Annotated in this window: 16 protein-coding genes and 1 tRNA gene; 5 read left to right on the top strand and 12 right to left on the bottom strand. The window is 33.4% G+C overall.

Translation table 11 applies throughout. From position 1 onward, the window contains the following. Positions 1-16: 16 nt before the first annotated feature. Both HNP90_RS01545 and HNP90_RS01540 read left to right on the top strand, forming a co-directional pair. Positions 17-754 carry a hypothetical protein gene (locus HNP90_RS01545; protein WP_011977108.1) on the top strand — a complete coding sequence of 246 codons (738 nt, stop codon included), beginning with the start codon at positions 17-19 and terminating at the stop codon, positions 752-754. A 108-nt stretch (positions 755-862) separates the two neighbouring features. After that, complete coding sequence (locus tag HNP90_RS01540) at positions 863-1,693, top strand: hypothetical protein (protein WP_011977107.1); 831 nt, start codon at positions 863-865, stop codon at positions 1,691-1,693. Positions 1,694-1,728: 35 nt separating this feature from the next. Here the strand turns inward: HNP90_RS01540 and ileS are convergent, their stop codons facing one another. The 4 genes from ileS to HNP90_RS01520 are packed head-to-tail and all read right to left on the bottom strand — an operon-like array spanning position 1,729 to position 7,049. After that, positions 1,729-4,833, bottom strand: a complete 3,105-nt coding sequence (gene ileS, locus HNP90_RS01535) for an isoleucine--tRNA ligase (RefSeq protein WP_011977106.1) — start codon at positions 4,831-4,833, stop codon at positions 1,729-1,731. A 39-nt stretch (positions 4,834-4,872) separates the two neighbouring features. Further along, positions 4,873-5,256 (bottom strand): DUF356 domain-containing protein, encoded by a 384-nt coding sequence (locus HNP90_RS01530; RefSeq protein WP_011977105.1) that lies wholly within the window; start codon positions 5,254-5,256, stop codon positions 4,873-4,875. Positions 5,257-5,312: 56 nt separating this feature from the next. Further along, entirely contained in the window at positions 5,313-5,984 is a 672-nt protein-coding gene (locus HNP90_RS01525) for an RNA ligase partner protein (RefSeq protein WP_011977104.1), read from the bottom strand. A 15-nt stretch (positions 5,985-5,999) separates the two neighbouring features. Further along, positions 6,000-7,049: a nucleotidyltransferase family protein gene (locus HNP90_RS01520; RefSeq protein WP_011977103.1), complete on the bottom strand. Its 1,050-nt coding sequence runs from the start codon at positions 7,047-7,049 to the stop codon at positions 6,000-6,002. 101 nt (positions 7,050-7,150) lie between these two features. Between HNP90_RS01520 and HNP90_RS01515 the strand changes: the two genes are divergently transcribed. After that, positions 7,151-7,227: transfer RNA gene (locus tag HNP90_RS01515), tRNA-Val, on the top strand. Between the two features lie 128 nt (positions 7,228-7,355). On the opposite strand, the gene pfdA is transcribed toward HNP90_RS01515, so the two are convergent. Next, a complete protein-coding gene (gene pfdA, locus HNP90_RS01510; RefSeq protein WP_011977102.1) occupies positions 7,356-7,790 on the bottom strand; it encodes a prefoldin subunit alpha in 435 nt (144 codons plus the stop codon). 64 nt (positions 7,791-7,854) lie between these two features. Here pfdA and HNP90_RS01505 point away from each other — a divergent pair, with 64 nt between their 5' ends. Both HNP90_RS01505 and HNP90_RS01500 read left to right on the top strand, forming a co-directional pair. Next, a complete protein-coding gene (locus tag HNP90_RS01505; protein WP_309500980.1) occupies positions 7,855-8,286 on the top strand; it encodes a monovalent cation/H+ antiporter subunit E in 432 nt (143 codons plus the stop codon). Positions 8,287-8,336: 50 nt separating this feature from the next. Then, a complete protein-coding gene (locus HNP90_RS01500; protein ID WP_011977100.1) occupies positions 8,337-9,530 on the top strand; it encodes an L-serine ammonia-lyase, iron-sulfur-dependent, subunit alpha in 1,194 nt (397 codons plus the stop codon). A gap of 11 nt (positions 9,531-9,541) precedes the next feature. Here the strand turns inward: HNP90_RS01500 and HNP90_RS01495 are convergent, their stop codons facing one another. The 7 genes from HNP90_RS01495 to HNP90_RS01465 are packed head-to-tail and all read right to left on the bottom strand — an operon-like array spanning position 9,542 to position 14,694. After that, complete coding sequence (locus HNP90_RS01495; RefSeq protein ID WP_011977099.1) at positions 9,542-9,937, bottom strand: HTH domain-containing protein; 396 nt, start codon at positions 9,935-9,937, stop codon at positions 9,542-9,544. Between the two features lie 20 nt (positions 9,938-9,957). Further along, positions 9,958-10,599, bottom strand: a complete 642-nt coding sequence (locus tag HNP90_RS01490; RefSeq protein ID WP_011977098.1) for a CBS domain-containing protein — start codon at positions 10,597-10,599, stop codon at positions 9,958-9,960. 15 nt (positions 10,600-10,614) lie between these two features. Beyond that, positions 10,615-11,373, bottom strand: a complete 759-nt coding sequence (locus tag HNP90_RS01485; RefSeq protein ID WP_011977097.1) for a 4Fe-4S binding protein — start codon at positions 11,371-11,373, stop codon at positions 10,615-10,617. A 20-nt stretch (positions 11,374-11,393) separates the two neighbouring features. Continuing rightward, positions 11,394-11,879: a 4Fe-4S binding protein gene (locus tag HNP90_RS01480; protein ID WP_011977096.1), complete on the bottom strand. Its 486-nt coding sequence runs from the start codon at positions 11,877-11,879 to the stop codon at positions 11,394-11,396. After that, entirely contained in the window at positions 11,872-13,053 is a 1,182-nt protein-coding gene (locus tag HNP90_RS01475; protein WP_011977095.1) for a 4Fe-4S binding protein, read from the bottom strand. Before HNP90_RS01475 ends, HNP90_RS01480 begins: the two co-directional genes overlap by 8 nt. Positions 13,054-13,081: 28 nt before the next feature. Next, the gene (locus tag HNP90_RS01470; RefSeq protein WP_011977094.1) at positions 13,082-14,209 is read right to left on the bottom strand and encodes a hydrogenase large subunit; all 1,128 of its coding nucleotides are present in this window, start codon (positions 14,207-14,209) and stop codon (positions 13,082-13,084) included. A gap of 14 nt (positions 14,210-14,223) precedes the next feature. Next, the gene (locus HNP90_RS01465) at positions 14,224-14,694 is read right to left on the bottom strand and encodes an NADH-quinone oxidoreductase subunit B family protein (RefSeq protein ID WP_011977093.1); all 471 of its coding nucleotides are present in this window, start codon (positions 14,692-14,694) and stop codon (positions 14,224-14,226) included. Between the last annotated feature and the right edge of the window lie 13 nt (positions 14,695-14,707).

Genomic DNA, 14,707 nt, shown 5'->3' with positions numbered 1-14,707 from the left:
GTTGAGGGGATGAATTTTGAGTTTTGAATTTTTAAAAAAACAGTTTAGTAGTTTTTTAAACCTGAACTTCACAAATAAATTTATCCTAACTTATTTTTTGTCTTGGATCGGCTTATTTACAACTTTGATAATAAGTAAACTTTTAAAACCTCTAATAAACGTTGAATCTGCTGGAGTTCTTACAACTGCTAAATATGAAGTAATTTCAACAGCAGTATCCTCTCAAATAGGAATAAATTACTATTCGATCTGGTATTCGTACTTTATAAGCAATTCTCTTGCATGTATAACTATATTTTTAGTTTTTGTATTGCTTCCGTATATATATACAAGAGATATTTCAAAAGGAAAATCAACAATAAACGATTATTTCAATGTTTTGTTGTTTTTTTATGTACTAATCATATTAAATCCACTTACGGGGATTTTAGGGGCAAGTTTAAGTTTTTCAGATATGCTTGCAATAATTCCGCATGGAATTTTTGAGTATGCCGGATTTTCAATGGCAATAGTTCTTGGAATCGAATATTCAATTTACAAACTGCCATTGATCGAAAAAAAAGAAGTATGGACAAAAAAACAAAAACTGAAATTTTTACTGAAATTCCTTTCAATTCTAATTTTCATATTTATTGCAGGTGGCATGGAAACTTTGGACTGGATAATATTTAATCATGCAAAAGAAAACGATTTATCAATTCTTGGAACATTTTTTGAAGTCTATTATTCCATTTTAAAGTCTTTACTTTTTTAATCATTTTTTCAAGTTTTCCAAAATAATTGTTTTTTCAAAATCTTGATATATCCTCAATTTCATATTTTTAATGTATTTACCTAAAAAAGGTGAATTTTGGGGGATAACATGTTTAACAAAAAATTTTTTACATTTCAACTTATTTTTGCAATTTTAATCGCAGTTTCATTTGCAGGTTGTGCTGAGAATACCTCCGGTTCAGAATACGAATCTTCAGATGCAGTTGAATCTGAAAATTACGATTCACAAAGTTCTTCAAGTTTGAATACAAATAAAAACTCGGAAATTATGGACTTGATTGGAAATCAAAATGAAATTTGGATGTATTCATACGACTATACAATGAATTCTAAAATAAATGGTCGAAATATCGAGATGAGTGGGACTGGAAAAGTCGACACTAAAAATAAAAAGGCATATCTCTCGTTAGTATCTGAAAATGGTAGTATCGAATACTATTATTTTGAAGGTGCAATGTACATGGGAACCATCTTAAATGGGGGAAGCCAGTGGATGAAAGTTCCATCGGAATATGGGGATTTCGAAAGCAATTTTGATGTGTTGTCCCAATATAATGAAAGTATTTACAATTTAGAAAATAATAATTTTACATTAGATGGGGAAGAAACGGTAAATGGAATTCCATGTTATAAAGTAAGAATGGATGTAGATGATATGTATAATGCCATGGCATCTGAATACAATGTCGAAGAAGGCGAAGTTTCGGATTGGGATATGGCTGAGATTACATACTATGTTAGCAAATCATACGGGTATATTGTAAAAACAACCGCGAATATCAAAGGAACTGATAAATCCGGAGAATCTTTTGAGATTAACTACGTATTAAGCTTAAAAAATATCAATGAAGTTCAGGATATAGAACTTCCTGATGATGCAGAAAATGCAGTTGATATTTCAAGTTACTACTCAAATTAGCAGTAAATAATTATCAAAAAATATAAAAAAGAATTTTATTTCATTTTTTCAATATCGATTGAGATATTGTAAGTTTCTTCATTTGGCGTTTTTATTGTCCATTTTTGATTGTAATCTGACGTTAAACTATTAACGAAGTTTCCTCTGACTTCATTTGCGATATGTGATAAGTAATCGCTACTGAAATCGATTCCTTTTAGTTTAACATTGATTTTTTCATTAATATCTAAATCCATATCTTTTCTCATCGATTGGATTCTTCTAATAACTTCTCTAACCAATCCTTCTTTGATTACTTCATCGTTCATATCAATGTTGATGTAAACGTTTCCTTTTGAAAATTCTACACCGATGATATTTTCAGGAATTTCGACCCTGAATTCAACATATTCTGGTTTTAGAACATATTCGGAAACTTCAAATTCTCCAGATTTCAAGCTTTCTTTGAGTTCTTTTGGATCTACTGAGTTTATTGCAGCAACAACGTTTGGAACATCGCTTCTGAATATCTTTCCAAGTTCTTTGAAGTTTGGTTTTACTGTTACGTTTCCTTCAAATTCTTTTAATTCGATTTCTTTTACGTTACCCTGTTCTTTGATAATGTAGCCGTATTTTTCAATCGTTTCAGCAATATTTTCCGGAAGCGTTATTTTTGTAATCGGGTATCTTAAAGTGTATTTTGCTTTATCTCTTCCTTTGAGAATTGAATCTACAATTTCCCTGATAATTTCAGTGTCTTTTTCAAGTGTTTCATTGATAAATCCGGATTCAATTGTTAGCTTGTTCATAAAGATGCTTTCAAGCATATCTTCTGTTTTCAAGTTCTGGTAGATTTCTTCTGAAATGTGAGGGGTTACCGGAGCCATTATCGAAATTAACTTCATGATAACGTAGTATAATGTTTGGTATGCAGATAATTTCTGCACATCGTTTTTCTCCATCCAGGTTCTATCACGAATTAATTTAATGTACCATCTCGAGAAGTCGTTAAGAACGAAATCTCTAAGTGTCCACGTGTATGTATGTAAATGAGGTTTTTCTAAAGCTTCAACAGCTTCTTTAGCAACGGTATTTATTCTACTCAATATCCAAGCATCTTCATCTTTAACATGCTTGAAATATTCGTCATTTGGAATGAAATCATCGAGCACCATGTAGTTTGCAGAAAATGCGTACGAATTCCAGAGCGTATTTAACATGCTTCTGGTTTCATCCATTTCTGAGTATGAAAATCTTAAATCTTCCCAAGCTTTGTTTGCACTTAACAAATAGAACCTTAAAACGTCTGCACCGTACTGTTCTGTAACATCATCAGGGCTTACAATGTTTCCTAATGATTTACTCATTTTTTCCCCGGTTTCATCGAGTGTAAAGCCGTGCATCATACATTTTTCATAAGAAGTATCGTCAAATACAACTGCACTCAATGCATGTTGTGAGTAGAACCATTTTGTAACTTGGTCGTTTCCTTCAGTAATAAATTTAGCTTTTTTGAGGGTTTTGGATCCAATCGAAGCGTATGGTGCCAAACCGCTGTCGTACCAGACATCTAAAACATCTGGAGTTCTTTTCATTTTTCCGCCACAGGAACATGTAAGCGTAATTTTATCAACTGCAGGTTTGTGAATGTCGCTTAAATCTAAATCTTTTTCGTTAGCTCGCTCTGTTAATTCATCAACTGAACCGATTACTTCGTAATTTCCACATTCTTCACAGATCCAGATTGGGAGTGGAATTCCCCAGTATCTCTGTCTTGAGATGTTCCAGTCTCCAACAAAACTTACTCCGTTAACGTATCTTGTTTTAACCCAGTCTGGAACCCAGTCAACGGTTTTACCCTGTTCTATGATGGAGTCTTTTATTTTTGAGATTGAAAGGAACCACTGTTCAGTCGCTCTGAATAAAAGTGGTGTTTTACATCTCCAGCAGTGTGGGTAAGTGTGTTTTACTTTTCCAGAGTTTACGAGTAAATTTTTGGATACCAGTGTTTCAATAACTGATTCATCCATATCTTTTACGAAAGTTCCTTTCCATATGCTATCCGTATATCTTCCGTTATCATCAATTGGGGCGTATACTGGAATATTATGTTCTTTACCAATGTTAAAGTCGTCTTCACCAAATCCTGGTGCGGTGTGAACTAAACCAGTTCCTCCTTCAAGAGTTACGTGGTCTCCTGGAACAATTGTGTGCACATTTTCTATTTTTGCAAATTCTTGCTGTTTTTCGTTTTCTTCAAGGAGTGGGTGAATGTATTTTAAACCAATTAATGAATCTCCTTTGACTACTTTTGAAATGCCGAATTTTGAGATTTTATTATTCTTTTCAGCCTTTTTCATTACGTCATTTACCAATTTTTCAGCAATTACCCAAGTTTCAGATGTTCCATTTTCAAATTCAACATTAACATAAGCGTAATCGAATTCTGGATTTACACATACAAGCATGTTTGATGGAAGAGTCCATGGGGTTGTAGTCCAGATTGTAATGTATTCATCGCTTTTTTCAAGTTTGAATTTTACGTAAACTGAAGGGTCGAGTACTTCTTTGTATTCTCCTCTTACTTCGTGTTCTGCAAGCGAAGTTTCACATCTTGGGCACCAGTATCCTGATCTCAAGTCTTTTGTAAGTAATTCTTTTTCATGAGCTTTTTTAAGTGTCCACCAGCCCATTTCCATGTAGTCTCTTTTAATTGGCATGTATGCATTTTCAAAATCGAGCCATATACCTAAATTTTCAAACTGGCCTTGCATGAATTCGAGATTATTCAATGCAAATTCTTTACATTTGTTTATAAATCCTAAAGTTCCGATTTTTGTTTCAATATCCTTTTTAGAGCCGATATTAAATTCATTTTCTACTTTAACTTCGATAGGAAGCCCGTGCATATCCCATCCAGCTTTATCCAATACGTTGTATCCTTGAATTCTCTTAAATCTTAAAACAGTATCCTTTATAATTTTATTCCAAGCAGTTCCAAGGTGTATTGCACCAGAACAGTACGGAGGACCGTCAACAAAATAGTATTCAGGGCCGTGTTCGTTTAATTCCTTTACCTTTTTGTATGTATTTTCTTTTTTCCAGTATTCTTTTATTTTTTTGTCTAATTCTCTAAAATTTACTGATTTGACTTGTTTCATTTATTCACCCCGATAATTTTTAAAATAATTTAATTTATGTTAATGTTGTGATTCTTCGATTTCTTCGTCTGAATCAAGACTTTTACTTTTGTAGTAACCTTTTAAAAGCGGCATTTTGGGAAGGTCTTCTAAGAGATAAAAGTAAGGTTCGTGCCTCTCGCTAACAATTACAATATGTGCAGGAGGGTGAATTTTTCTAATCCTGTCGATTGCTCTTGGCGCATTTTCCTCAATCCTGACAAGGCAAGCTTTTTTACATGGTTTTTTAATGTCTCCAACAATATGCTCCAAAATTTCATCTGCAGCTTCTGGAACCATTATTCTTGGTTTTCCAAGTATTGTTAATTTAGCATGCCTATGAACATCAGCTATTGCATTTTTAATTTTTTCGTAGCTGTCGCCTCTAATAATCAAGAGTACCATGTTTCTCACCGTGTTTTAGTAGTTTTAAGTTTTAGAATTATGAAAATATTCTAAATTTACTTTTTATCCCATAAATCAAGATATTCTTGAAGTATGAATGGAAAATCTCTTGCGTTGACGAATCTAAGCCCGAGTCTTTGAGCCCATTTTTCAATACCTTCGTCATTTGCAACAACTGCTGCGTCGAGCTCTTTTGCTAACAAAAGAACATCTAAATCGGGGGCACTGTCAAGAGTACCTCCTCGAAGTGTATTTCGATATTTGTCTCTAAAACTGTTAACCGTTTTTGACAGGACCTCGTTTAACACGTCTTCCCTATCTTTTTCGTCAGGTTTTGAGAGTATGTATGCTTCCAAGGCTGTTTCATACATTGCGTTTTCACTTATTCTCATCCCTTTATTTATTCTTTCCCTTAAATCTTTTATATATTCATAAAATATTTCAGCAGGGATTTTTATTTCGTACCGATTTGGAGTTTTTTTGACAAGCCACGTGTCTACTTTTATCAATGTTTCAGGTGCGCACTCTTCCCTAATTAAAAAACCAACAAGTTCTTTATAAACAGTATTATATGGAATATGACATGAAATATCGAGCTGTACTCGTGCTTGCGCAATAATATCCATTATTTTTTCTGCGGATTCTGAAATATTTGAAACCCCTAATGATCTCCTAACGTCGCTATCTGTAATTGCAGTTGTATCGAGGCAAAATCTTTGTTTTTGCAAAATTACCTACCCCCTTTATTCATTATTATTTATCCCCTTTAAAATTCTTAAATTTGCCGGATAATTTTCGATGTATTTTGAGATAGTTTCCTTTTCTATTCTCGCTTCTAGTTTTGAGATTGTTCTTTCAATGTTATTTTTTGAAAAACCTCTCGGGATACATTCTTTTATTTCTTCAATTGATTCGTAATATTCTTTTTCATTTAATTTTTCTGAAATATTTTCTGGCAAATATTTATTCGAATCAAAATTATTAACAGTATCAAGGACAATTTCTTCATTTCTTTTCAGAATAATTTTAGATAAATCATTTCCAAAAGATTTAAAGACATTAATCGTGGTTTCTGGAAGCATATGTTTTATTGATTCGAAATTATTATTAAAAACTCCTTCTCGTATTTTTGTTCCACTTATTCCTTCAATCCTTTCGATAAATTTGAATTTAGGGTTCCATTTCGGGAATTTTTCTTTTAATTTATATATTGTGTAAGACATCGAAGCAATTACGTAGTTATCGATTTCCAATTTTTCCCCGAGTTTTTCACCAGTTTCAATGCAGGAAATATTGTATGGTTTTACTTTTATGTGGCATCCATTATTTATCGAATTAATTACTTTTTCCATCGTTTCTTCTTCGATATATCCACGAGGTATAATGTCTCCATTCAATGCGGAAAAAATCTTTATCAAACACTGCATGTACTGGCCCGACCCCATAATTCCCATTGGAGGCCCTTCAACTACGAGGTCTGCACCAGCAAGCAATGCCATCTCTGCTCGAATATCCCTATTAACTAAATATGGAACTCCTCTTCCACTTCTTTCAAGGGGTCCAGGAATAATACTGATAAAAAGACCTTCACTTTTACCAAAATCCATGCAGTATTTGTGCCCGTTATGAAGTGGATTGTATTCTGTAAAGTCTACCACAACGTTTTTTGCATTTTTTTCATCTTTCAGAGTTTCAATGATTTTTTGAACGTCTTTAATATTATTTTTTGAATTTTTCGAGTCTTCAATTATCAAATTCCTATCTTGTTCAAATGACTTTATTTGATCTTTCATCTTACCACAAATCTCATGTTTTCAAAGCTTACCGAAAAATTTATATATTATGAATGCAATGTTTATTTTGCTCTCAGAACGAGAGCCAAGAGAAGCAGAAGGGACCTATGGTCTAGTTGGCTATGACATCGCCCTTACAAGGCGAGGGTCGCCGGTTCGAATCCGGCTAGGTCCACCATTTTTATTTTAGGCAGATATATCGATAAATTCAAATATATTTGCAAGGGTTAAATTGTAACTCGTTTTAGATTAAATATTTTAATTATGTTTTTAAAATTTAATTTAAAAGTTAAAAATTAGGCAAAATTAGTTTGTTTTTGGTCTCATTTGAGCGTTTCTTTGTTCAATTGCAGCAGCTCTTTTTTCGAGTTCAGATCTTAATTTTACAATTTCCTGATTTGTTTTTTGGATTTGGGTGTTTACGAGTTCTTTGGTTTCCTCAAGTTCTTTGACACTTTTTTGGAAGTCAACTATCACTTCATCAACGTCTTTTTCAAGTAAAACATCTACCCCTACTGAAAGGATGATTTTTTCAGGGTTTTGAGCTTCTGCTTTTACGAATGCACCTGCACCAAGGGGCAACAAGATTTCTTTAGAAACTTTCATGCTTTCCATAGATTCAATGGATCTTATAAGCTCCATTATCATCATATCAATGTTTGAAAGCTCTTCTTTAAGTTTATCCACCTGTTGGTTGTAAACATCGAGCGCCATGAATTGATTTTGAAGTTCTTCGTTCATTCTTATCACCATTAATAACAATTTTGGATTGGAATTAGAACACCATAAACTCTGAAAGTAAATCGTGTTTTGTTTTCAAATCTCTAAAACAATAAGCCTTCTTTTTAATATTTTTATAGTTACGATAATTATATATAGCTATTTATCATTATTGATAATTACGAATTGTTTTCTTATGGACAAAGGTGTTAAAATGAAGCTTTTTGGATTTTTCGGGTATTTAATTGTTTTTTTGAAGGCTTTAGGCGAAGCATGGATCGATGTAGTTAAAAGAAGTTTCGATGGCAAAATCGACCCGGAAGTTATCGAAATTAATACAAATATAAACAGTTTGATGGGTCAGGTTTTACTCGCATCAAGCATTACATTAACTCCAGGAACCCTTACAATCGATTTAGATTCAGAAAACAAAATCTTGAAAGTAGCTTCAATAAGTCCGAGAACAAAAGATGAGATAGTTCCTTTTGAACCATACATAAAAAAGATTTTTGATTAAATTAATTTTTTTAAAATATTTTTTTATTTTCTAAAGATTTAGCTGATATTATGGATGATTCTAAACGCATTTTAATCACAAAAGTATTAAAAAACGAGGTAACCGAAGCTTTAGGGTGCACTGAAGTTGGATTAATCGGTTATGCAATTTCACTATGTAATATTTCGTACCCATTTTCAATCGAAAAAATCGAAGTTACTCTAAATAACGGCTCTTTTAAAAATGCTTATGCCGTTGGAGTTCCAAATACTAAAAAATACGGAATACTTCCTGCAGTAGTTGGGGGACTTCTGGGAAACTCCAAAAACAAACTTTTAATTTTTAACGATATAAAATATGATCAAAAATTAGAAGATTTTATCAAAAAAAGACTCGAAGTAAAAGTTTTAGATGGACCATTATATTGTGGTGTGAAAATTAAAGATACTTCTGGGAAATTTTTTGAATCGCTAATTAAAGACAATCACTTAAATGTTGTAATTCCGAAAATTGAAAAAGAAAAAATAAGTTTGGAAATAACTGATTTTGAAAAAGAAGAATATAAAAGTCTTGAATTAACTGATTTTTTAAATTATCTGGATGAAATCCCGGAAGAAATCATCAACTTGGTTGAAAAAACGATTTATACAAACAAAAATTTAATTAAAGGTGACTTTTTAAATTACGGAAACGATATCTTGTCAAACATGGTAAATAAAACAACTTCAGCCTGTAACACCAGAATGACTGGAGAAAATATGCCTGCAATGAGTGTTGCAAAAAGCGGCAATATGGGACTCATGGCAACACTTCCAATAATTTCCTACGATAATTTAACTGAAAATAATTTTGAAAAACTTAAAAAATCACTCCTTCTTGCAATGCTCGTTACAATCTATTCGACGTATAATTCTTCTTATCTTTCATCAATGTGCGGATGCGTAAGTAAAGGTGGAATGGGGGCAGTTATTGGACTTTGCTACTATAAAAATGGTAAAAATCTTAAAAAACTCAATAGCGCCGCAAGGGCGTTTACTGCAAACTTACCCGGAATAATATGTGACGGTGGAAAAGTTGGATGCGCGTTAAAACTTGCATCAGGATGTTTTGCAGCTTATTCTTCTCTTTATGTTGAAATATCTCATGAAAATGGAATTGTTGGCAAAAATTTTAAAGAATGTGTTCAAAACATCTCAAAAATCAGTAAGGCAATGGGGGACCTCGATTGTGATATTGTAAAAATCATGTCAAAAAAAGAAATGTAACTTTAAAAATTTTATTCTCCGTTTAAAAACCAGTCCGGAGTTTTTAATAATTTATATCCGCCAAGTGGTCCAGGTTTGGTTTCAATAATAAATTCAAGTTTTCTTAAGTCATTAATTCTGTTATGAACTGCAACTCGACTGTCCCTATCAATATGCTTTTTTAAATATTCTCCTGAAATGTATTCTGAATTTTTTGAAAATATTCCTTCTTTTTCAAGAATTTTTCTTGCTTCTTTTTTGGAAGTATCCTTACTCAAAGTTTCGTAGAACTCCATGACATCAAGAAACATACAAATGATTTTAAAGTGCCCAATATCTATTTTAACATTTTTTTCAAATGCTTTTTCAAGGCAGATCCAGAAATTAATTTTCCTGCCGTATTTAGGGATATTTATAAGTTCAGACATAAAGACACCTAAATTTTTAGTTATTTTTTTATTACATTTTTGCAGCTTACTTTCCTTGCAAGTGCAACTTCACCTATCTTTATAAGGCCGGTAAAGAATTTTTCAAGTCCGCCACATGCCCAGATCGCCTGTCCAAATGTAGAGTCTTTTATTCTTCTTTCGTAATCTTCACCGGTGATAGTTTCACCAGTAGTTTGTTTTGTAACAATTGCCGCAGCATTCATTAATTCTTCCCAGGAAATTCCTTTTAATTCGCCCATTAATGATTTAAAAATGCCGTGTACTGGAATATCGTAAAGTTTAGAAAGAGTTTTAGTAATGTCACAGTTTCTAACGATTCCAACAACCTGGCCTCTGTCATTTAAAACTGGAATGCTTATAACTTTGTATTCAACGATTTTTGTAACTGCTTCCCTTGCAGGTTCGTTTTTATTTACAACGATTACATCTTCTATGGGACTCATAATGTCCTTTATTGGAATATTTTTATCAGTAACAACCATCAAATCAATAGCAGTCGTCCATCCAACCATTTTGTCATCATTATCAATAATTGGTGTGCTAAATTTCTTATTTTTATACATTAAGTCAATAACCGTCTGCACAGTAAAATCAGGATATATTTTAATAAATTTTTTATCCATCAAGCTTTTTACTTTCATATTACCCCTCCCCGACTACATATTTTTTGGTTTAATCTCTATCGCAGATACAGGACAATTTTTCTCACATTTTCCGCAGAATATGCACTTTTTATCATCCAGTTTCATCGATCCATCCTCGTAAACTATCGCACCAACAGGACAGATTTCACTGCATACCATACAGTTAATGCAGGTGTCATTATTTAAAGATATTACATTTTCAGCCGGTATTTCCCCCATTTCATTTTCAACTTTTATCGAGGATTTGGGGCATACTTTTTCACAAGCAGTGCATCCCATGCAGAGATCGAGATTTATATCAATGCTGTTCCTTTTTTCAACTTTTATCGCAGAAGTTGGGCAGAATCTTTCGCAAATTCCGCATTTTATGCAGGATTCTTCATCGAGTTCGTGTTTCTTAAGTCTTATTTTTCTGTGAGTTACATCTATTTCTTTTAATTCGTAAATTACATCATCATTTTTTAATTCTGCACGACCTTCCAATACATTAATTGCACCAACCGGGCAGGTTTTAGCACATATTTCACATTTTACACATTTTTCAGGAATTATTTCAGCAGGGTTTTTGACACTCGGTTCGGTTATCGCCTGAACAGGACATACTTCGTAACAAAGTTCACATCTAACGCATTTGTTAGTTTCTACGTATAAATTCCTTTCAACCGGTACGATAATATCTTTTAATTTCTTTTTTACGGATTCTTCATCAATTCCGAGCTTTTCCGAAATATCTGAGATGATTTTCTGGACTGGTTTTTTTACGGTTATCATCTAAAACACCTTTTTAGGTATTATTCAAGTTTAATCGCTTTTGCAGGACATATTTTTTCACAATGCCCACAGAGCACGCATTTTTCCATATCGAAAGAAATTTTATCATCCGATTCAGATATTGCACCAAATGGGCAGTTTTTGGAACAAACTAAACACATTACACATTTCTGTCGATTGTATTCTAAATTTTCACTTTTTAATCGATTTTCAATTATTAAATTTCCATTTTCTACTTTTACCCTTGTTTTAGTAATTTTTATCGCATCAACAGGGCAAGTTTCTACGCAGGTGTTGCAGTAAACACATTTATCATCAATATACGGAACTTCTGGAAAAGTTGAGCTGATTGCATTTACAGGACATATTTCAAGGCATCTATCGCACAAAATGCAAATTTCAGGATTTATTTCGATTTTATTATTGATGTACTGGCGATCGAGTTCGAATTGTATATCTAATTCACCAAAATATTTTTTAAGAATTTCCGATACCATATCAATCATCCTTCCCCTTTTCACCAATATTTTCATCTAAAACTGACTGCCTTCCGAGAGTTTTGATTTCTTCTTTCAATAATACGTAATTTTTGGTGAATTCTTCAAGGTCGTTATGCAAGATATTTTGAAATTCATCTCTTACTTTTCTTTCAGAATACAAATTTTCGGATATTTCGGTTTTAAGATAATCTATCGCATCAACAGGGCATGCATTCTGACAGAGCCCGCATCTTACACAGTATTCTGGATTAATGTATGGTAAATTAGTTTCTTTAGATATTAATATCGCTTCAGGAACATTACATGCTCTGTAACAAATTCTGCATCCGATACATTTTTCTTCATCGACAATGTAGCATTCAGCAGTTCTTTTAGTAATTTTTTTAGGAATTCCAATTCTTATTGCAGTTGTGGGACATACTTCAAGGCATTTTCCAGATTTTACACAGGATGTGACTTCTAATCTTTCAAGATCGATTGAACCTGGACACACATCAACACAATTTCCACAACCAATGCAAAGACTTGGGACAATTCTCGGAATTTCTGAAATTACATCCCTATCTTCTTCAAAGTCACTTCCAAGTCTTTCCATATTAAATTTGATGTTTTGTGCAATTTCAATCTGTTCTGAAAGTTTTGGTTCATCATAAGTAACTATTGCATTTTCGACGGGACAGGCTTCAACACAGTTTTTACAGCTTACGCAAAGATTAACGTCTATTTCATAGAGTCCATTATTATTGTGTGAAATTGCATTAACAGGGCATGCATTTTCACATGAACCACAACTTACGCAGATTTCTTCATCAATTAAAAGATTGACGAGTTTTGGAACATTCCATAAAAGTTCAGAAGCTTCTTTTCGAAGGGTTCCCATTTCTAAAACATTTGTAGGACATGATTCAACACAGTTTCCGCAGTTTATACAGGAACCTGCATCAAATACGGGCATATTTTTTTTAAATTCTTCGTTATATTCCATTTTAATCGCATCAGATGGGCAGGATTCTGCACACGCACTGCAACTTATACATTTTTCAGGCAAATCAAAAATTACCGGAATTCTTCTAAATCTTTCCGGTGGGATAAAACTTCCCTTTTCAGATTTGGCGTTTGTAAATCTCATAAACCATTTTTTTCTTACGAACTCGTAAAGATACCAAATAGATGATGACATGAATACCACCTGCAATCAGGTTTATTTATTAGAATTTGTAGTCGCTCAATTTTCCGTTATTTAAGTCTTTTAATTGGATAGTTCGTTCTGTGCATGACACACAAGGGTCTATTGAGGTGTATGTGGCAACTGCATCTGCAATTGTTGGACAGTCTTTTATCATGTATTTATAGGCTTCAAGGTTCATTACTGTTGGAGTTCGAATAATAATTCTTTTTATGAGTCCGCCATCAGTAATTGCAATTTTATAGTAAACTTCGCCTCTATGGGCTTCATTATACCATTCTCCTTCAGTTGCCCTAATTTCAGCTTTATTTCTGACGATTCCCGAACATTCTGTATACTGTTCAAGGGCCCGCCTTATAAGTTCAACACTCGTTAGCACTTCGTCATGCCTTACCATCATTCTTGCGTAGTTGTCGCCTTCATCTCTCCAATCTGGCTTGAAATTCAATGCTTGGTAAGTTTCATGTCTTATTCTCCAGTCACTTTCGGGAATTCCTGAAGCTCTTGCAACAGGCCCTGCTGCACGTGTTTTCATGATTTCCTTGTACCCGATTTTTCCAATATGTTTACTTCTCATTGCAATCAAAGGCCCAGTTTCGAATGCTTCAATAATGTTTTTCACATCTTCTTCAAATTCATCAATTTTTTTGTGAATTGTATCTAAAATTTCTTTGTTTAAATCGAGTCTCACTCCACCAACAACGTTAAAACCCATGTTTACTCTGTTTCCAGTAATTAATTCGAGTAAATCCATGGCAGTTTCCCTTACATTTAACAGCCATATTCCCATAGTTTCATGCTCGATTGTAAGGTTGTAAACTGCTGCTGCAATTAAGTGGCTGTGAATTCTCTCAAGTTCACAGGTAATTACTCTTAAATATTTTGCTTTATCTGGAACTTCAATTTTACACATATTTTCGATACATTCCGCAAAGGATTGGGTGTGAATGTACGAACAAATTCCACAAACTCTTTCTGAAAGGTGTATGCATTTTAAATAATGTTTTCCTTCCATAATCCGTTCAATACCCCTGTGAACGTAACCCATGTCTATTTCAGCACCTTTTACGTTTTCTCCTTCAACGAGGAGTTTTATTCGCAAAGGTTCTTTCAATATCGGGTGAATGGGTCCAATCGGTACTACATTCATACTATCATCTCAAATTATACTTTAGCTTTATTTTTTTCTTCTTTTAATTTTTGATTAAGCAATTTTTCTTTGGCAGCAAGTGCATCTGGGGCAATTGCGACTACTGCAGAAATTATTTCTGAGGGCCTTGGAGGGCATCCTGGAAGTTTTGCATCAACTGGAATTACACTGTCAACAGGCCCGTGAATATGCCCTTCTTTAAATATTCCGCCACTAAGTGCGCATGCACCAACCGCGATAACTATTTTCGGTTCTGGGGTCTTTTCGTAAATTTCAAGAAGTCTTTTTTCCCAAGCTCCAGTTACAGGGCCCGTTACAACTAAAACATCAGCTTCTCTTGGATTGTTGTGTACATAAATTCCGTACTGTTCGATATCATATTTTGGGGCAAGGCAAGATACTACTTCGATATCACAACCATTGCAACCGCCGGTATTCACCAGACAGACGTTAATTGATCGTTTTCTTACAAAATCTTTAATCATCGAGATCATCTCC

This window comes from Methanococcus maripaludis, from assembly GCF_013760955.1.
Classification (GTDB): domain Archaea; phylum AGJL01; class Methanococci; order Methanococcales; family Methanococcaceae; genus Methanococcus; species Methanococcus maripaludis_A.
The sequence above is the reverse complement of the archived record's forward strand: the minus strand, read 5'-3'. Positions and strand labels throughout refer to the sequence as shown.